The following is a 17,218-nucleotide window of genomic DNA, read 5'->3' on the forward strand; positions in this document are numbered from 1 at the left end:
ACCGCGCAACCCGTCACGCGCCGCGTCAGCCGGGGAGCCCCGCGACGTCGTCCCCCGAGGCGGCGGCGCGCAGCCGCCCGTACTCCTCGGCCATCGTCGCCGCCGTCCAATGCGCGTTCAGACCACTGGGGTTGGGCAGCGCCCACACCCGGGTCCCGCCGATCATCCGCTCCTGCGGTCCGATCCTCGCCTTCGGCTCCTTGAAGGCGGACCGGTAGGCCGTCACGCCCACGACCGCGAGCCAGCGCGGCCGCAGCCGCTCCACCTTGGCGGTGAGCAGACGGCCCCCGTCGAGGTACTCCTGCCCGCTCAGCTCGTCCGCCCGCGCCGTGGCCCGCGCGACGACGTTCGTGATCCCGAGCCCGTACGACAGGAGTTCCTCCTGCTCGGCGGGGGCCAGCTGCCGGGGCGTGAACCCGGACAGGTGGAGTACCGGCCAGAAGCGGTTGCCCGGGCGCGCGAAGTGGTGGCCCGTCGCGGCCGTCATCAGGCCCGGGTTGATCCCGCAGAAAAGCACGGAGAGGCCGCTCGCGACCACATCGGGGACGATGCGGTCACGGGCGGCCTCCAGGTCCGCGGGGGTCAGCCTGCTCAGAGGATTGCTCCGGGCGCGTAACCGGCGGCCTCCGGGTGCTGCTTGACGATCTCCTCGATGCGCGCGACGACGGTCGCGACCTGGTCGCTCGCGGCGCCCGTGAAGGACAGCTTGTCGGCCATCAGCTCGTCGAGCCCGGCGCGGTCCAGCGGGATCCTCGAGTCCGCGGCGAGCTTGTCGAGCAGCTCGTTGCGCTCGGCGCCCTGCTCGCGCATGGCCAGGGCCGACGCGACGGCGTTCTCCTTGATGGCCTCGTGGGCCTCCTCGCGGCCGACGCCCGCCCGCACCGACGCCATCAGGACCTTCGTCGTGGCGAGGAACGGCAGGTAGCGGTCCAGCTCGCGGGCGACGACGGCCGGGAACGCGCCGAACTCGTCGAGCACCGTCAGGAACGTCTCCAGGAGACCGTCGAGCGCGAAGAACGCGTCCGGCAGCGCGACACGGCGCACCACGGAGCAGGACACGTCGCCCTCGTTCCACTGGTCGCCGGCCAGCTCACCGGTCATCGACGCGTAGCCGCGCAGGATCACCATGAGGCCGTTGACGCGCTCGCAGGAGCGGGTGTTCATCTTGTGCGGCATGGCGGACGAGCCGACCTGGCCCGGCTTGAAGCCCTCGGTGACGAGCTCGTGCCCGGCCATCAGACGGATCGTCTTGGCGGTCGAGGACGGCGCGGCCGCGAGCTGCACGAGCGCGGTGACGACCTCGTAGTCGAGGGAGCGCGGGTAGACCTGGCCGACCGAGGTGAACGCCTGCGAGAAGCCCAGGTGGCCCGCGATGCGCTGCTCCAGTTCGTCGAGCTTCGCCGCGTCGCCGCCGAGCAGGTCCAGCATGTCCTGCGCGGTGCCGACGGGGCCCTTGATGCCGCGCAGCGGGTAGCGGGAGAGCAGCTCCTCCACCCGGGCGTACCCGACGAGCAGCTCGTCGGCGGCGGTCGCGAAGCGCTTGCCGAGGGTCGTGGCCTGCGCCGCGACGTTGTGCGAGCGGCCGGCGATCACCAGCTCGCCGTACTCACCGGCCAGCTTGCCGAGGCGGGCGAGGACGGCGACGGCGCGGTCGCGGACCAGTTCGAGGGAGAGCCGGATCTGGAGCTGCTCGACGTTCTCCGTCAGGTCGCGGGACGTCATGCCCTTGTGGACCTGCTCGTGGCCGGCGAGGGCGTTGAACTCCTCGATGCGGGCCTTCACGTCGTGGCGCGTGACCTTCTCGCGCTCGGCGATGGAGGCCAGGTCGACCTGGTCGAGGACGCGCCCGTAGTCGGCGAGAGCGGCGTCCGGCACCTCGATCCCGAGGTCCTTCTGCGCGCGCAGCACGGCGAGCCAGAGCTGACGCTCCAGCTTCACCTTCTGCTCGGGGGACCAGAGAGTGGCGAGCTCGGCGGAGGCGTAGCGTCCGGCGAGAACATTCGGGATACGGGGCTTTGCAGGCGCAGCAGTCACGTGTACGGATTCTACTGGCGATTCGTGCAGGCCAGCGCCAGGGCCCCGTTCGTCGGAAGCTACGAGGGCGGGGCGCCCGGCGCGCGTCGCCCCCGTCTCGGCAGGTCAGCCCCGCGGAGCCTCGTACGGCAGCAGCTCAGGTCGCTTCGCCGGGCGGCCGTCCCCGGAGGAGCGGCCCGTCAGGCGGCGGCCGATCCAGGGGACCAGGTGCTGCTTGGCGAAGCGGGCGTCGGCGACGCGGCGCGCGCCCCAGCCCGGCGGCACGGTCGACGGGAGCACGGCCCGCCAGTCGTCCTCGGGCTCGTGGCCGAGCGCCTGCCAGACGGCCTCGGCGACCCGGCGGTGCCCTTCGGGTGTCAGGTGCAGCCGGTCCACGTCCCACATGCGGGGGTCACCGAGGACGGGTGGCCCGTACAGGTCGACGACCACCGCGTCGTGCCGCGCCGCGAGGTCGTCGATGCAGGCGAACAGCTCCTCCATGCGGGGCCGGAAGCGCTCCATCACCGGGCCGTTGCGGCCGGGGCTGCGCATCAGGACGAGCCGCTCGCAGGCCGGCGCCAGCTTCTCGACGGCCTCTTCGAGGAGCCCGCGCACCCGGCCCATGTCGACCTTGGGGCGCAGGGTGTCGTTGAGCCCGCCCACCAGCGTGATGACGTCGGCGCCCATCGCGGCCGCGACGTCCACCTGCTCGTCGACGATCTGGCCGATGAGCTTGCCGCGCACGGCGAGGTTCGCGTAGCGGAAGCCGGGCGTGCGAGCCGCCATCCGGCCGGCGAGTACGTCGGCCCAGCCTCGGTAGGAGCCGTCGGGCAGCAGGTCGGACATGCCCTCGGTGAACGAGTCACCGACCGTGACGAGGCTGCTGTAACTGGTGTGGTTGGCATTTTTCTGCATGGCGGAAGCGATGGTAACCCGGGCCATGGGACAGCCGAAGAGGCGCCGTGTGCCCGACGTCGGGCACACGGCGCCGAGCTCATACGGGCTGGCCGAACAGCTCCCGCAGGACGTCCTCCATCGTCACCAGACCCGCGAGCCGCCCGTCCGAGCCGAGGACCGCCGCCACATGCGTACGGCTGCTGCGCATCGCCGAAAGGACGTCGTCGAGCGGCGTCGTCTCGCGGACGCGCGCGATCGACCGCATGTCCGGAATCCGGAACGGCAGATCACGCGGCGACGCGTCCAGGGCGTCCTTCACATGCAGATAGGCGACGATGCGGCGGTTGTCGTCGACCACGGGGAAGCGCGAGAACCCTGACCGGGCCGACAGCTGCTCGAGCTGCTCGGGCGTGACGCCCACATGCGCGTAGACCACCCGCTCCAGCGGCAGGACGACGTCCCTGACCGGGCGGCGGCCCAGTTCGAGCGCGTCGCGCAGGCGCTCCTGGGCGCGGTCGTCGATCAGTCCCGCGTCGCCCGAGTCCTTGACGAGACGGGCCAGCTCGTCGTCCGAGAACGTCGCGGACACCTCGTCCTTGACGTCGACACGCAACAGCTTGAGCAGACCGTTCGCGAAGGCGTTGACCGTGAAGATCACCGGACGCAGCGCCCTCGCGAGGGTCACGAGCGGCGGGCCGAGCAGCAGCGCGCTGCGCACCGGCTCGGCGAGTGCGACGTTCTTCGGGATCATCTCGCCGAGCAGCATGTGCAGATACGTGGCCACCGTCAGCGCGATCACGAACGAGATCGGGTGGACCAGGCCGTGCGGCACGCCGACCGCGTCGAACAGGGGCTCAAGAAGATGGGCGATGGCGGGTTCGGCGACGATGCCGAGCACCAGGGTGCACAGCGTGATGCCGAGCTGCGCCGCGGCCAGCAGCGCCGACACGTGCTGAAGGCCCCACATGACGCTCTTCGCCCGCCGGTCGCCGTCGTCGGCGTGCGGTTCGATCTGGCTGCGGCGTACGGAGATCAGGGCGAACTCGGCGCCTACGAAGAAGGCGTTGACGACCAGCGTCGCCAGACCGATCAGGAGCTGGATCGCGGTCATCGGTTCCCCTCCGGGGCGTCGTCGGACTGCCCGGCCAGGGGCGCGTGCAGCAGGACGCGGGCCGCGCGGTGACCCGCGGCGTCCACGACGTCGAGCCGCCATCCGGCCACCTCGACGCTGTCGCCGACGGCCGGGATCCGGCCGAGCTCGGTCGCGACCAGGCCGGCGAGCGTCTCGTAGGGGCCGTGGGGGACGCGCAGTCCGACCCGCTGGAGCTGGTCGGTGCGGGCGGCGCCGTCGGCCGAGTAGAGGCCGCGGCCCTCGTCGTCGATGCCGGCCGGCGCGAGGTCCGGCGTTTCGTGCGGATCGTGCTCGTCCCGCACCTCGCCGACGACCTCCTCGACGATGTCCTCGACGGTCGCGACGCCCGCGGTGCCGCCGTACTCGTCGATGACGACGGCCATCGTGCGCTTCCCGGAGAGCCGGTCGAGGAGCCGGTCGACGGTCAGGGTCTCGGGTACGAGGAGCGGCTCGCGCATGAGATCGGACACGGAACGGCGGCCACGGAGTTCGGCGGGCACGGCCAGGACGTCCTTGATGTGTGCGACGCCGACGACCGAGTCGAGATTGCCGCGGTAGACGGGGAACCGGGACAGGCCCGTGGCCCGCGTCGCGTTCGCCACGTCCTCGCAGGTGGCCTGCGCGTCGAGCGCCACGACCTGGACACGCGGCGTCATCACGTTCTCGGCGGTCAGGTCCGCGAGGTTCAGGGTCCGCATGAACAGCTCGGCGGTGTCCGCCTCGAGGGCGCCCTCCTTGGCGGAGTGGCGGGCCAGGGCCACCAGTTCCTGCGGTCCGCGCGCGGAGGCCAGCTCCTCGGCGGGCTCGATGCCGAAGCGGCGCACAGCCCGGTTCGCGGTGTTGTTCAGGTGCGTGATGAAGGGGCGGAACGCGGCGCTGAACAAGCGCTGCGGCGTCGCGACGCGCTTGGCGACGGCCAGCGGCGACGAGATCGCCCAGTTCTTCGGGACGAGCTCGCCGACGACCATCAGGAAGACCGTGGACAGTGCCGTGCCGATGACCAGCGCGACCGAGGAGGCGGTGGAGCGGGAGAGCCCCAGACTCTCCAGGGGGCCCGCGATCAGCGTGGCGACGGACGGCTGGGCGAGCATGCCGACGACCAGATTGGTCACGGTGATGCCGAGCTGGGCGCCGGAGAGCTGGAAGGTGAGGTTCCGTACGGCCTTGAGGGCGCCGGCGGCGCCGCGCTCGCCGCGCTCGACAGCGCGCTCGAGGCCGGAACGCTCGACCGTGGTGAGGGAGAACTCGGCCGCGACGAACGCACCGCAGGCCAGCGAGAGCAGCACCGCCACGGCGAGCAGAAGCACTTCGGTCATCGGGTCACCTCCGTCCCATGATCGGGCAGGGCGGTGGGTATCGCGCGATGTCGCAGGCGCCGGGTACTGGGAGGCTCGCCCATGGGCGGACGCTCACACCTTTCAAGGGAAGAAGCAGAACAACAAACAGGACAAGACAAGTGGAGCAACCATGGTAAAGGATCGGCAAAGCCGGTGTGGCCGGGACGCCGTCGCCCCGGCCCCGGAAGGTGTCAGTCCGGACCGTGTCTGTTCGGAAGGTGTCTGTTCGGAAGGTGCCCGTCCGGCAGGTGTCCGTCCGGAGTGTGAGCCCGGTACGGATCAGTCCGTGAGGTGCTTGACCCAGCGGGTCCACTGCGGCTCCGGCGCGTAACCCCCGGCACGCCACGCGTGCTGCGCGCGCTCGTTGCGGTCCAGGACCATCGCGTCGCCCCGCAGCCCACCGAGTCGTACGAACCTTTCCTCCGCGGCGGCCAGCAGCGCCGACCCCACGCCCTGCCGCCGCGCGTCCGGATGCACCGCGAGGCGGTACAGATGGCAGCGCCACCCGTCGAAGCCGGCGATGACGGTCCCCACCAGCTCCCCGTCGCGCTCGGCGAGCAGCAGCGACTCGGGGTCGCGGGCGACGAGCCGCTCCACGCCCGCACGGTCGTCACTGATGCTCGTGCCCTCGGCGGACACCTTCCAGAAGGCGAGGGCGGCATCGAGGTCGTCGGGCGTCGCGGCCCGTATCCGAAGATCACTCATGGGTCCGATCCCACCACCGAGCGGCCGGGCCCGTGCGCCATTTCAGGATGCGGACCGCCTCATCCCTTCCGCAGCTCCTCGATGACCGGACCGAACGCATCCATGTACGGCTCCAGGACCGTGAGGTACGTGAACCCGTAGCGGTCGCGCTGCGCGCGCACCTGGTCGGCGATCTCGCGGACCGTGCCGACGAGCAGCAGCGGAAGCTCCAGCGCCTCGTCCTCCGTGAACTGCGGGATGTGTTCGAGGACCGGCCGGATCGCGGCCCGCCGGTCGTCGGTCACCGTGACCATCTGGATCAGCAGATTGAGCTCGGCGGGCTCCGCGCGACCCGCGGCGAAACGGTGGTAGGCGGCGACGCGCTCGTCCAGTTCCCCGGGGGCGAGGTGCTGGAGCTTTCCGCTCGGGTCGCCGGGGACGGAGCGCGCCCCGGTGAACGCCGCGATCTGTGCGTGCTCGGCCGTCAGCTTCAGCATCCGGTCGCCGTTGCCGCCGATCAGGAGCGGCGGGCGGGGGTGCTGCGCGGGCCGCGGCTGATGCTCGTCCGACCCGAGCAGCCGGTCCAGCTCCTCCACGACGTGCCGCAGATGGTCCACTCGCTCACCGGGCGACCCCCAGGCCAGCCCGGCCGCCTCGTGCTCCGCCTGTACGTAGCCTGCGCCCAGGCCGAGCTCGAGCCTGCCGCCGGTGAGCGCGTCCGTGGTCGCCACCTCTCGGGCGAGGAGCACCGGGTTCCAGAAGCCGGCGTTGAGGACGAACGTGCCCACACGTGGGCGCTCGGTCGCCTCGGCGGCGGCGACCAGGGAGGGGAACGGCGAGGGCAGGCCCAGGTGGTCGGCGACGAGGATCACGTCGTAGCCGAGTTCCTCGGCCCTGCGGCAGCGCTTGCGCCACTCGTCGCCGGTCGCGGGGGTGACCATGTTGACGCCGAACCGGAACGCGCGACTCATGAACTCTCCTCACTCTCGGGCGAGTTGAACCAGCGGGAGTCGAACTCGGGCGAGATGACGTCGGATGAGTTGAACGGCCGGGAGACCGCATGGCGAGTACATCATTCGTGCGCGATGGCCGTGGGGGACGATCGTCGCGGTCGTGGTCGGCTCGGTCGTAGTCATCCTGGGGCCTTTCCATTCCCCTCTGCGGCTGAGCAGCGAGGAGCGGTTTCGAGAGGCCGTGACGCGGCCCTGCACGGATGCCCGCGAGGCCGGCCAGCACCTGGCCTGGGACACGAAGACTGGCCGCGGCCAGGGGCGCTTCATGCTCGCCCCCGCCTTCATGAAGCCCCGCGATGCCTGGGACTTCTACCGGCCGGAGAACCGGCCGACCATCCAGCACATCACGCAGTCCCTTGCCCGGTGGCAACCGGGTCTGTGGGCCGAGGAGTTCGAGAGCAAGAGCTAGGAGCGCCATGGAGGACGGCAGGGACGTACAGGCCGAAGAGGCCGGCGAATGGCTGCGGGAGCGCTTCAAGGACGACCCCGAGCCGTCCGTGGACATCACTCTCGTGGTTGGTGAGCCCAATCCGACGGCCTATCGAGAGGTGATGGAGATCCTGTTCGGCCCTCCCGTCGGCTGACCGAGCGACATAATGCCGCCACATAGGTGACCCCGGCGGCGCTGCGAACACCCCGGGGTCTGGCCAGTCACGGAGGACTGACGTGGAACAGACTCTCACGAACCTTGCAGACAGTGAGCTTGAGGCCCTGGTCAAAGAGATCGGGGCTGTCTTCCAGGAGCCGAAGCCCGGACAGCTGCGAGCCGTCGCCTACCTTCGGGTCTCCACGGAGGACCAGAAGCAGGGCTTCGGCCTGTCGTACACCGGCAAGAGGGTCATCAAGCACATTGCCAAGAAGGGCCACGCCCTGGTCGGCATCTACGCCGACGGAGGCTTCAGCGGAAGCCTGGAGGCGCATGAGCGCCCCGACCTGACCCGCCTGATGGAGGCCGCACGGCAGCCGACGACGCCCTTCGACATCGTGGCCGTGGCCGAGGCCCGAGCCATCGGCCGACGGGACAGGGCCTTCTGGCCCTGGGTCTGGGAACTGGAAGACCTTGGGGTGTACACCGCAGTCGTCAAAGGCGACTACGACAACACCACCAACGAAGGCCGCTCGCGCATGCGCAAGGACGCGGACCGGGCCGAGGACGAGCGCGAGACCATCCGCGACCGCACCCAAGGCGGCCTTCAGGAGAAGGCCGAGGACGGGGGCTACACCGGCGGGTTCGTCCCCTTCGGATACATGGTCGAGAACCAGGGGATCAAGGGCGCTTCCAAACTGATCCTGAACCCGGCCGATGTGCCGACCCTCCGCCGCGGGCGAGAGGTCTTCGTCAAGCTGAAGAGCTGGCCGGAGACCGAAGCCGTACTGAATGCCGAGCGGCTGTTCAGCCAGAGCGGCAAGCCGTGGAAGTACCAGAACCTCCAGAAGGTCATGTTGGGGGACGCGGTACTGAACTCCAGGATCGTCTTCCGCAAGAGCAAGAAGGCCAAGCTGGACCGGGCAGGCAAGCCCCTGTACGGGGAATCGGTCGTCATCGACCTGCCGCCAGTCTTCACGCCAGAGGAAGCCGACGAGCTGTACGAGGCAGCCGAGTTGGTGAAGAAGGGGCCACCCGTCAAGCGCGGGCGAATTTACATCCTGAGTAACCGACTGGTTGCGCGCTGCGGATACAAGTACGTCGGTCACCGCAAGAACGGGAAGGTGCCCGGCTACCGCTGCAACGGCTCCGCCTCTGCCGGCGGGCCGGGATGCAACTGCCCCTTCCTGGAAGCCGAGGTCACAGAGAATGCCGTCTGGGTCAAGGTCTGCGAAGCACTCGGAGATGCCGACCGCCTGCACGAGATCGCCCAGGACTGGACCGGCGTGAACGCCGGCCAGAACATCAACCACGCCGAACGGCTGCTGGACTTGGACAAGCAGATTTCCAACCTGCGCAGGACGAAGAACCTGACGCTGTCCATGTCGGTACGAGACGCGGTGGCCGAAGGCGCCAGTGACGCCGAGGCCGAGAAGATGGCAGCTGCCGCCGTGCAGCCCTTCACTGACGAACTGGCCAGCCTGACCAAGCTGCGGAACGAGACGGCCGCCTGGCAGGCCGAGACAGAGGCGGCGGGCCAGAGGGCCAAGGACCTGCTAAAGATGGCCGAGACGGCCCACAAGAGGCTGGAGAACCTGGCCCCCGTTCAGAAGCAACGACTGTTGGAACTGCTGGATACCGTGGTCACGGTGAAGCGGGACGCCCCTAAGGGGCGGCAGGGCACCGCCTGTTCACTCGCCTCGTGGTTCCGGGACCGTGACAAGACCGTCCCGGAACTGACGGACGACAACTGGGAGTCCGTCTCCCACCTCTTCCCGAAGCTGCGCAAGCACGACGCCCGACAGGTTGTCGCCGGGCTCCTGCACAAGGCTCGAACCGGCGTCCAGTGGACGCAACTGCCTGCCGAGTACGGCAACGGCGGAGGCGTGCATACCCACTGGGTCCGCTGGAGCAAGACCGGCCTGTGGGAGCAGGCGATGGCCCTGCTCGACGGGGCCGCGGGCCAGGAGCCGTTCCGGCCCTGGACGTCGCCTTCCATGTCGATCCGTACCTGGGTGATTCCGGAGTTGCTCCTAGACACCGAACAGAACCTGGCCGGAGGCTTGCGAAGCCGAGCATCACGTACTTGATCACGGCGAGGAACGAGCCGAGGTCCGCCGCGTCCGATGTGGCCTGTTCGCCGGCGGTCTTCAAGTCGTAGCCGGAGCCCAGCTGTTGGGCGATCCGTTGCTTCAGTGCGGCATCGCCCACCCCGGGGGCCGCGTCCACGGAGATGCTCGTCGCGCGGTCCGTACTGCCGAGCCTTCAGTGCGGCATCGCCCACCCCGGGGGCCGCGTCCACGGAGATGCTCGTCGCGCGGTCCGTACTGCCGAGCAGCTTCGCCTGCGCCGTCGCCGTGTCGAGGAAGACGAGCGCGGCGCCGGGGTTGGTGGTGCGGAAGGTCGCGATGCCGACGATCCGCACGGTGAAGGAGCCCGGCTGTGCGAGCACGGTGAGCGAGTCGCCGATGCGGATGTGCTTCTTGTCGGCGGTGTCGGCGTCGAGCAGCGCCTCGCCACTGCCGCGCGGGGCGTGCCCCGAGGTCAGGCGGACCGGACTGCGGTCCGTCACATACCAGTTGGTGGCGATGGTGGGGGCGCCGCTGGTCGGGCCGACCGATTCGTTCTTGTCGTCCACGACGGTGATGTTCTCGGCGGCGGCGTCGATCCTCGCCGCGGAGACGCCGTCGATGGACCTGATCTGCCGGGCGAGGCGGGCCGGGACGGTCTCGACCGCCCCGGTCGGCACCGACTCGCTGAGGGAGTCCTGCTTCGGATTCACCTGGACGTCGGCAGACGTGGACGCGAACAGCCGGTCGAAGGTGCGGGTCACCGTGTCCGAGAAGACCAGACTGCCCGCCACGAACGCCACCGAGAGGACGATGGCAAGCCCCGACAGGACCAGTCGGCCCTTGTGCGCGAGGAAACTCCTGAGCGTCGCCTTCAGCACAACGGCCTCTCTACGGCTGGGAGTTGTGGGGGTTTCCCCCGGTGAACAGGCGCATGCGCTCCAGGACCGCCTCCGCCGTGGGCTGCGGCATCTCGTCCACGAGGCGGCCGTCACCGAGGAAGAGCACCAGGTCGGAGTGGCCCGCCGCGCCGGGGTCGTGCGTCACCATCACGACGGTCTGCCCGAGGTCGTCCACCGCCTCGCGCAGGAACCCGAGGACCTCCAGGCCCGCGCGCGAGTCCAGGTTCCCCGTCGGCTCGTCCGCGAAGATCAGTTCCGGCCGCGACGCGAGGGCCCTGGCGCAGGCCACCCGCTGCTGCTGCCCTCCGGAGAGCTGTGCGGGACGGTGCTTGAGCCGGTCGCCGAGGCCCAGCGTGTCGATGACCTGCTTCAGCCATTCCGCGTCCGGGGTGCGGCCCGCGATGTCCATCGGCAGCGTGATGTTCTCCGCCGCGTTCAGCGTCGGAATGAGGTTGAACGACTGGAACATGAAGCCGATCCGGTCGCGCCGCAGTCGCGTCAGCTCCTTGTCGCGCAGGCCCGTGATCTCGGTGTCCCCGAGCCACACCTGACCCGCGGAGACCGAGTCGAGCCCGGCCAGGCAGTGCATCAGCGTGGACTTGCCCGACCCCGAGGGGCCCATGACCGCGGTGAACCGGCCGCGCGCGATGTCCACGTCGACCGAGTCGAGCGCGAGGACCGCGGTCTCGCCGGACCCGTACGCCTTGGTCAGGCCGCGGGCGCGCGCGGCGACGTCGCCCGCCTCCGCCAGGTCGTAGGGCTGTTCTGCTGCCGCTGTGGACAAGGCCGCCTCCTGGATCCCGCCGTCGTCCTGGCCGTCACGACTCCCGTGTCGCGTACGAGGGTAGTGGGGTGCGTCACACCCGCGGTATCCCTCCGAGGTCGGGCTCCCGATACGCGTGTAAGGGGCACCTTCGCCGCCTCCTTGCCGATGCTAGCGCGTCGGCGCTAGCGTGAAGTCATGGCGAAGACTCAGCTGAACGTACGGGTGGACGAGGACACCGCCCGAGCCGCGCGTGAGCGTGCGCTCGCACGCGGCGTGAGTGTGAACCGGTACATCGAGGAGCTGGTCAGACAGGACGCGGGCGAGCTCGGCCGGACGTTCGTCGAGGCAGCCGCCGACTTCATGAAGCAGTACGAATCCGTGTTCGCCGAGGAATTCGGCGCGGAGCGCGAAGGCCGACGCTGAGCCCTTGAGCGAAACGAAGAACGTGCGTATCGACCTGGCGTGGCTTCTCATGATCGCCGAACAGAAGACCCCCGGAGACCCTCAGGTGACCGACTGGGGCGCGCTCGTCGCCGCCGTCAGCCGGCACGAGGCGGAGATATTCGGGACCGCCGTCTACGACAGCCCGCACGAGCGGGCCGCGTCACTGCTCCAGCTGCTCCTCCACGTCCCGGCCCTCGAACGCTCGAACGCCATGTTCGCGTCGGCCGTCGCGTACGCCTATCTCGTCGCCAGCGGCCTGAAGGTCGCCACGTCGCCCGACCAGGTCAGAGAACTGGCCCGCCTGGTCAAGGACGGCGGGGCGACCGTGCACGACATCGCGGAGGAACTCCGCAGATGGACCCTGTGAGCCGCTGGGGCCTTTCGTTTGGATCATGTCGGCTCGCGGGGGTCTGGTGCCGCACCTCGCGGCGTTGTCGTCAGTCGCCGACTCCCCCCAAGCTCTCGGCTCCGCTCGAGCAGGGGCCCATGACCCCGCTCCCTGATCCGGCCTGATCCGAACGAAAGACCGTAGGCGCCGTCCAGGGCTACCCGGCGACGCTCGCGGCGAAGGCCGTCGCGTCCCACGTTCCGTCCAGCTCCGGTGCCAGCCAACTCGGCGCGGATGTACGGAAGGTGGGGTGTGCGCCTGCCCCTTCGGGGATCGCGCCGAGGAGCTTCGTCCCCGAGACCTCGGGGAAGTCCGCGAGATTGCAGCGGGCCGCGAGGTCGGGGTGCTCCGGCCAGCTGCCGACGACGACGCCGAGCGGCGTCAGGTCACGGGCGCGCAGTGCCTCCGTCGTCAGGGCCGTCGAGTTGAGCGTGCCGAGCCCCGCCGCCGCGACGACGAGAACCGGCGCTCCGAGCTGCCTGGCGGCGTCCGCGAGGGTGCCCCCGTCCGCGTCGAAGCGCACGAGCAGGCCGCCCGCGCCCTCGACCAGGACGAGGTTGTGCTCCGTGGCCAGCTTCGCCGCCGCGTCGGCCACCTCGTGCGGGCGCACCGGGGGGAGGCCGGCCCGCAGCGCGGCCGTCGCCGGCGCCAACGGCTCGGGGTACCGCGCCAGTTCGACGGCCGTCACCCCGTCGCCCACCAGGCGCTTCACCTCGTCCGCGTCCCCGCACTCACCGGGACCGACCCCGGTCTGGGCCGGCTTCAGGACGGCCACCGACCGCCCCGCGGCCAGCGCGGCGGCCGCCACGGCCGCCGTCGTGACCGTCTTGCCGATCTCGGTTCCGGTCCCCGTGACCACCAGTACCGTCATGCTGTTCAGCCCTCCCGTGCCGCCGCGCACACCGCGCGGCCGATCCGTGCCAGATCCTCGTCCCCCGTGATGTACGGGGGCATCGTGTACACGAGGTCGCGGAACGGCCGCAGCCACACGCCCTCGCGCACCGCCGCCCGAGTGGCGGCAGCCATGTCGATCTCGTGGTCCAGCTGTACGACGCCGATCGCGCCGAGCACGCGCACGTCGCGCACCCCGGGCAGCTCCGAGGCAGCGGCGAGCGACTCCCGCAGACCCGACTCGATCCGCTTGACCTCCGTGGCCCAGTCCTGCCCGAGCAGGAGGTCGATCGAGGCACAGGCCACCGCGGCGGCGAGGGGGTTCCCCATGAACGTGGGCCCGTGCGCGAGCACCGGCACCTCGCCGCGCGAGATCCCGTCCGCCACGCGCGCCGTGCACAGCGTCGCCGCCAGTGTCATATAGCCGCCGGTCAGCGCCTTGCCGACACACATCACATCGGGCGTCACCGACGCGTGCTCCGCGGCGAACAGCGCCCCGGTCCGCCCGAACCCGGTGGCGATCTCGTCGAACACGAGGAGCACGTCGTGCGCGTCGCAGGCCTCGCGCAGGACCCGCAGATACGCGGGGGAGTGGAACCGCATCCCGCCCGCGCCCTGCACCACGGGTTCCACGATCACGGCCGCCAGCTCATGGGCGTGACGCCCGATCAGCTCGTGCAGATGATCCGCGTAGGCCTCCTCGTACGCGGCGGGCGGGGCGTCGGCGAACACGTGCTGCGGCAGCGCACCCGACCACAGCTCGTGCATGCCGCCCTCGGGGTCGCAGACCGCCATCGGCTGCCAGGTGTCGCCGTGGTAACCGCCGCGCCAGGTCAGCAGGCGGCGCTTCTCCGGCCGCCCGAGGGAACGCCAGTGCTGGAGGCACATCTTGATCGCGACCTCGACGGACACGGAGCCCGAGTCGGCGAGGAACACATGCTCCAGACCTTCGGGCGACATGTCGACAAGGCGCTTCGCGAGCCCGACGGCGGGCTCGTGCGTGAGCCCGCCGAACATGACGTGGCTCATCCGGCCGAGCTGGTCGCGCACCGCCTCGTTGAGCACGGGGTGGTTGTAGCCGTGGATCGCCGACCACCAGGACGACATCCCGTCGACCAGCTCGGCACCTTCACCGACCCCATCGCCACCGCCGGCGAGCCGGAGCCGCACCCCGGCCGCCGACTCGACGACGAGCGGCTCCTGCCGCCCCGGCATCGGACCGTACGGATGCCAGACGTGTCGCCGGTCGAGGTCGAGCAGCTCCGTCACGGGCAGCCCCGACACCGGCAGTCCCGGCCCCTCAGGCATTGGGCGCGAGATCCGTACCGGCACCCCGGCGGCGTACGGCGACGAGGTCCGTACGCGCCTCGGGGACCTCGGCGACCGGGGACTTCGCGGCGTCTTCGTGCGAGCCGCAGCCCCCTTCCCCATGGGAGCCGCAGCCCCCGCCGGAACCGCAGGCCGCCTCAGCCCCGGAACCGCAGGGCCCGCCCCGGTGCTCGGGCAGCGTCACCTGGTCGGTGCCCTCGACCTCGAACCCGGCGTCCGTGATCATGTCCAGGTCCGCCTTGCCCGCCTGGCCCTCACTCGTCAGGTAGTCGCCGAGGAAGATGGAGTTGGCGAGGTGGAGTGCCAGCGGCTGCATCGAGCGCAGGTGCACCTCGCGCCCGCCCGCGATCCGCACCTCGACGTCGGGGCAGACGAAGCGGACCATCGCGAGGATCCGCAGGCAGCGCTGCGGCGTCAGGTTCCACTCCTTGGCGAGGGGCGTGCCCTCGAAGGGGATGAGGAAGTTGACCGGCACCGAGTCCGGGTCGAGTTCGCGCAGGGAGTAGACGACGTCGACCAGGTCCTCGTCACTCTCGCCCATGCCCGCGATGAGACCGGAGCAGGCGGACAGACCGGCCGCGTGGGCCTTCTGCACCGTGTCGACGCGGTCCGCGTAGGTGTGCGTCGTCGTGATGTCGCCGTACGTGCCCTCGGAGGTGTTGAGGTTGTGGTTGTACGCGTCGGCCCCCGCGCCGCGCAGCCGCTCGGCCTGGCCCTCGGACAGCAGACCGAGGCACGCGCACACCTCGACGCCCTCGTTCTGCTCCTTGATCGCGCCGATGGTCTCCGACACGCGGTCGACGTCCCGGTCCGTCGGGCCGCGCCCGGACGCCACCAGACAGACCCGCTTCGCGCCGCCCGCGACACCGGCGGCCGCGGCCTTCGACGCCTCGTCGGGCTTCAGCCACGTGTACTTGAGGATCTCCGCCTTGGATCCGAGCCGCTGCGAGCAGTACGAGCAGTCCTCGGGGCACAGGCCCGACTTGAGGTTGACCAGATAGTTGAGTTTCACCCGCCGGCCGAACCACTGCCGCCGCACCTTGCCGGCCGCGGCGACCACATCGAGCAGTTCGTCGTCGGAAGTCGCCAGAACGGCGAGCGCTTCTTCACGGCTCGGCAGCTCGCGCCGCAGCCCCTTGTCCACCAGCGTGTTCAGCAGGTCCATGGCCCGATCCTGACCTACGTCCCCTGCTCAGGCCAAGGAGGCTTCGGACAACTCTGCCGGTTCGGCGTGTGGGTATTGCCACATCCTGGGTGGCTGGATGTCCCGCTAGTGTCTGTGCACTGCCTACAAAACTGTCTACAAAGCAGCAGCGGGCACGGGACAGCACACCCCACTCGAGAACCGGCCGCGACATGGCCGTCGGAGGGACTCACATGGCGGGATCGCCGTTCGGCTGGATCGACGAGCAGGAGCGCGTGCGCCGCGGCGCCGGACTCGTCCGCACGCTGCGTCCCCGCCCCGCCGAGAACCCGCTCCTCGATCTCGCGAGCAACGACTACCTCGGTCTCACCCGCCATCCCGAGATCACCAGGGGGGCGGCGGACGCGGCGCTGCGCTGGGGCGGCGGCGCCACCGGCTCGCGGCTCGTCACGGGCACCACGGAACTGCACACCGAACTCGAGCGCGAACTGGCCGAGTTCTGCGGCTTCGAGGCGGCACTCGTCCTGTCGTCCGGCTACGCGGCCAACCTCGCCGCCGTGACCGCGCTCGCCCCGCACGACTCCCTGATCGTCTCGGACGCGAGCAATCACGCCTCCCTCATCGACGGCTGCCGGCTCGCCCGCGGCGCCACGCAGGTCGTCCCGCACGCCGACCCGGGCGCCGTCCGTAAGGCCCTCGACACGCATCAGGGGCAGGCGGTAGTCGTCTCCGACTCCGTCTTCTCGGTGGACGGCGACGCGGCTCCGCTGGCTGAACTGGCGGGAGTGGCAAGGGAGTTCGGGGCCGGTCTGATCGTCGACGACGCTCACGGGCTCGGAGTGCTCGGCGACGGTGGCAAGGGGGCGCCGCAGGCGGCGGGGCTCTCGGGTGCCGACGACACCGTCGTCACCGTCACGCTGTCCAAGTCGTTCGGCAGCCAGGGCGGCGCCGTCCTCGGTCCCGCCCGGGTGATCGACCATCTCGTCAACACCGCACGGACGTTCATCTTCGACACGGGCCTCGCGCCCGCGGCGGCCGGCGCCGCACTCGCGGCCCTGCGCCTGCTGCGCCGCGAGCCCGAGCGCGCCGAACGGGCGCGCGCCGTCGCCTCCTCGCTGCACGAACTCCTCACCGCCGAGGGACTCCAGGCCGTACGGCCGGACGCCGCCGTCGTCTCCGTGCGCGCGCCGTCGCCCGAAGAGGCCGTGCGCTGGGCGGCCGACTGCCGCGAAGTCGGCCTCGCCGTCGGCTGCTTCCGGCCGCCGTCCGTGCCGGACGGCATCTCACGGCTGCGGCTGACCGCCCGCGCCGACCTGACCGACGATCAAATCGCCGAGGCCGTACGGGTGATCAGCCGCAACGCTCCCGACTCGGCGTTCACCGCAAGGAGTTGAGGAACCCCTCCCAGGCGGAGGGCGAGAACAGCAGGGCGGGTCCGGCCGTGCGCTTGGAATCGCGCACGGCGAGCAGTCCGGCCGAAGGGCCGCGGTGCAGCGGAGCCGTCTCGACGCAGTTGTTCATTCCGGTGCTTCGGCTGCTTCGCCGCCATGACGCGTCGTGCAGAGAGGTGCTGGGAACTGCGGCGGATGGTACGTACCGAGGCAGAGCTGACATGGTGCCTCC

The 17,218-nt window shown here is 70.6% G+C and carries 18 protein-coding genes and 1 pseudogene; 6 read left to right on the forward strand and 13 right to left on the reverse strand.

Going from position 1 to position 17,218, the window contains the following annotated elements; all coding sequences use genetic code 11:
- Positions 1 to 25: 25 nt before the first annotated feature.
- From mug to OG698_RS38595, 7 genes are all read right to left on the reverse strand, one after another.
- Positions 26 to 595, reverse strand: coding sequence for a G/U mismatch-specific DNA glycosylase (gene mug, locus OG698_RS38565; protein WP_406111526.1), 570 nt, complete (start codon positions 593 to 595; stop codon positions 26 to 28).
- Positions 592 to 2,034, reverse strand: a complete 1,443-nt coding sequence (purB, locus tag OG698_RS38570) for an adenylosuccinate lyase (RefSeq protein ID WP_406108617.1) — start codon at positions 2,032 to 2,034, stop codon at positions 592 to 594. Before purB ends, mug begins: the two co-directional genes overlap by 4 nt.
- A gap of 105 nt (positions 2,035 to 2,139) precedes the next feature.
- Positions 2,140 to 2,928: an SGNH/GDSL hydrolase family protein gene (locus OG698_RS38575; protein WP_406108619.1), complete on the reverse strand. Its 789-nt coding sequence runs from the start codon at positions 2,926 to 2,928 to the stop codon at positions 2,140 to 2,142.
- A gap of 79 nt (positions 2,929 to 3,007) precedes the next feature.
- Positions 3,008 to 4,021, reverse strand: a complete 1,014-nt coding sequence (locus tag OG698_RS38580) for a hemolysin family protein (protein ID WP_399975530.1) — start codon at positions 4,019 to 4,021, stop codon at positions 3,008 to 3,010.
- Positions 4,018 to 5,358 (reverse strand): hemolysin family protein, encoded by a 1,341-nt coding sequence (locus OG698_RS38585; protein WP_406108621.1) that lies wholly within the window; start codon positions 5,356 to 5,358, stop codon positions 4,018 to 4,020. The genes OG698_RS38580 and OG698_RS38585 overlap by 4 nt, the downstream gene beginning before the upstream one ends.
- Positions 5,359 to 5,658: 300 nt before the next feature.
- Positions 5,659 to 6,084: a GNAT family N-acetyltransferase gene (locus OG698_RS38590; RefSeq protein ID WP_406108623.1), complete on the reverse strand. Its 426-nt coding sequence runs from the start codon at positions 6,082 to 6,084 to the stop codon at positions 5,659 to 5,661.
- A 59-nt stretch (positions 6,085 to 6,143) separates the two neighbouring features.
- On the reverse strand, positions 6,144 to 7,034 hold the full coding sequence (locus OG698_RS38595; protein ID WP_406108625.1) for an LLM class F420-dependent oxidoreductase: 891 nt from the start codon (positions 7,032 to 7,034) through the stop codon (positions 6,144 to 6,146).
- A 142-nt stretch (positions 7,035 to 7,176) separates the two neighbouring features.
- Here OG698_RS38595 and OG698_RS38600 point away from each other — a divergent pair, with 142 nt between their 5' ends.
- From OG698_RS38600 to OG698_RS38610, 3 genes are all read left to right on the forward strand, one after another.
- Complete coding sequence (locus tag OG698_RS38600; RefSeq protein WP_406108627.1) at positions 7,177 to 7,485, forward strand: hypothetical protein; 309 nt, start codon at positions 7,177 to 7,179, stop codon at positions 7,483 to 7,485.
- A gap of 7 nt (positions 7,486 to 7,492) precedes the next feature.
- Positions 7,493 to 7,660 carry a hypothetical protein gene (locus OG698_RS38605; protein ID WP_406108629.1) on the forward strand — a complete coding sequence of 56 codons (168 nt, stop codon included), beginning with the start codon at positions 7,493 to 7,495 and terminating at the stop codon, positions 7,658 to 7,660.
- Positions 7,661 to 7,742: 82 nt separating this feature from the next.
- On the forward strand, positions 7,743 to 9,752 hold the full coding sequence (locus tag OG698_RS38610) for a recombinase family protein (protein ID WP_406108631.1): 2,010 nt from the start codon (positions 7,743 to 7,745) through the stop codon (positions 9,750 to 9,752).
- Here OG698_RS38610 and OG698_RS38615 read toward each other — a convergent pair.
- Together OG698_RS38615 and OG698_RS38620 are read right to left on the reverse strand one after the other, a co-directional pair.
- A pseudogene (locus OG698_RS38615) lies at positions 9,721 to 10,612 on the reverse strand (ABC transporter permease); the annotation flags it as partial. The gene OG698_RS38610 and the pseudogene OG698_RS38615 sit on opposite strands and share 32 nt — an antisense overlap.
- Before the next feature lie 10 nt (positions 10,613 to 10,622).
- Positions 10,623 to 11,417 (reverse strand): ABC transporter ATP-binding protein, encoded by a 795-nt coding sequence (locus OG698_RS38620; RefSeq protein WP_399975520.1) that lies wholly within the window; start codon positions 11,415 to 11,417, stop codon positions 10,623 to 10,625.
- A 177-nt stretch (positions 11,418 to 11,594) separates the two neighbouring features.
- On the opposite strand from OG698_RS38620, the gene OG698_RS38625 reads away from it, so the two are divergent.
- Positions 11,595 to 11,822: a toxin-antitoxin system HicB family antitoxin gene (locus OG698_RS38625; RefSeq protein ID WP_100597555.1), complete on the forward strand. Its 228-nt coding sequence runs from the start codon at positions 11,595 to 11,597 to the stop codon at positions 11,820 to 11,822.
- 49 nt (positions 11,823 to 11,871) lie between these two features.
- Positions 11,872 to 12,210: a fic family toxin-antitoxin system, toxin component gene (locus OG698_RS38630; protein ID WP_406111528.1), complete on the forward strand. Its 339-nt coding sequence runs from the start codon at positions 11,872 to 11,874 to the stop codon at positions 12,208 to 12,210.
- 178 nt (positions 12,211 to 12,388) lie between these two features.
- Here the strand turns inward: OG698_RS38630 and bioD are convergent, their stop codons facing one another.
- The 3 genes from bioD to bioB are packed head-to-tail and all read right to left on the reverse strand — an operon-like array spanning position 12,389 to position 15,616.
- Positions 12,389 to 13,102: a dethiobiotin synthase gene (gene bioD, locus OG698_RS38635; RefSeq protein WP_406108633.1), complete on the reverse strand. Its 714-nt coding sequence runs from the start codon at positions 13,100 to 13,102 to the stop codon at positions 12,389 to 12,391.
- A gap of 5 nt (positions 13,103 to 13,107) precedes the next feature.
- Positions 13,108 to 14,430, reverse strand: coding sequence for an adenosylmethionine--8-amino-7-oxononanoate transaminase (locus OG698_RS38640; protein ID WP_406108635.1), 1,323 nt, complete (start codon positions 14,428 to 14,430; stop codon positions 13,108 to 13,110).
- On the reverse strand, positions 14,423 to 15,616 hold the full coding sequence (gene bioB, locus OG698_RS38645; protein ID WP_406108637.1) for a biotin synthase BioB: 1,194 nt from the start codon (positions 15,614 to 15,616) through the stop codon (positions 14,423 to 14,425). The genes OG698_RS38640 and bioB overlap by 8 nt, the downstream gene beginning before the upstream one ends.
- Before the next feature lie 212 nt (positions 15,617 to 15,828).
- Here bioB and OG698_RS38650 point away from each other — a divergent pair, with 212 nt between their 5' ends.
- Positions 15,829 to 16,989 carry an 8-amino-7-oxononanoate synthase gene (locus tag OG698_RS38650; RefSeq protein ID WP_406108638.1) on the forward strand — a complete coding sequence of 387 codons (1,161 nt, stop codon included), beginning with the start codon at positions 15,829 to 15,831 and terminating at the stop codon, positions 16,987 to 16,989.
- Here OG698_RS38650 and OG698_RS38655 read toward each other — a convergent pair.
- Positions 16,973 to 17,209 (reverse strand): DUF397 domain-containing protein, encoded by a 237-nt coding sequence (locus OG698_RS38655; RefSeq protein WP_406108640.1) that lies wholly within the window; start codon positions 17,207 to 17,209, stop codon positions 16,973 to 16,975. The two genes, OG698_RS38650 and OG698_RS38655, sit on opposite strands and share 17 nt — an antisense overlap.
- Positions 17,210 to 17,218: the final 9 nt, after the last annotated feature.

It is taken from the genome of Streptomyces sp. NBC_01003 (assembly GCF_045162695.1).
Classification (GTDB): Bacteria; Actinomycetota; Actinomycetes; order Streptomycetales; family Streptomycetaceae; genus Streptomyces.

Bases quoted from the DNA above. Each gene is read 5' to 3' on its own strand.
- bioB (WP_406108637.1), bottom strand. From the start codon at position 15,616: ATGGACCTGCTGAACACGCTGGTGGACAAGGGGCTGCGGCGCGAGCTG.
- OG698_RS38585 (WP_406108621.1), bottom strand. From the start codon at position 5,358: ATGACCGAAGTGCTTCTGCTCGCCGTGGCGGTGCTGCTCTCGCTGGCC.
- OG698_RS38595 (WP_406108625.1), bottom strand. From the start codon at position 7,034: ATGAGTCGCGCGTTCCGGTTCGGCGTCAACATGGTCACCCCCGCGACC.
- OG698_RS38655 (WP_406108640.1), bottom strand. From the start codon at position 17,209: ATGTCAGCTCTGCCTCGGTACGTACCATCCGCCGCAGTTCCCAGCACC.
- OG698_RS38625 (WP_100597555.1), top strand. From the start codon at position 11,595: ATGGCGAAGACTCAGCTGAACGTACGGGTGGACGAGGACACCGCCCGA.
- OG698_RS38575 (WP_406108619.1), bottom strand. From the start codon at position 2,928: ATGCAGAAAAATGCCAACCACACCAGTTACAGCAGCCTCGTCACGGTC.
- OG698_RS38630 (WP_406111528.1), top strand. From the start codon at position 11,872: ATGATCGCCGAACAGAAGACCCCCGGAGACCCTCAGGTGACCGACTGG.
- bioD (WP_406108633.1), bottom strand. From the start codon at position 13,102: ATGACGGTACTGGTGGTCACGGGGACCGGAACCGAGATCGGCAAGACG.
- OG698_RS38590 (WP_406108623.1), bottom strand. From the start codon at position 6,084: ATGAGTGATCTTCGGATACGGGCCGCGACGCCCGACGACCTCGATGCC.
- OG698_RS38605 (WP_406108629.1), top strand. From the start codon at position 7,493: ATGGAGGACGGCAGGGACGTACAGGCCGAAGAGGCCGGCGAATGGCTG.
- OG698_RS38580 (WP_399975530.1), bottom strand. From the start codon at position 4,021: ATGACCGCGATCCAGCTCCTGATCGGTCTGGCGACGCTGGTCGTCAAC.
- OG698_RS38640 (WP_406108635.1), bottom strand. From the start codon at position 14,430: ATGCCTGAGGGGCCGGGACTGCCGGTGTCGGGGCTGCCCGTGACGGAG.
- OG698_RS38650 (WP_406108638.1), top strand. From the start codon at position 15,829: ATGGCGGGATCGCCGTTCGGCTGGATCGACGAGCAGGAGCGCGTGCGC.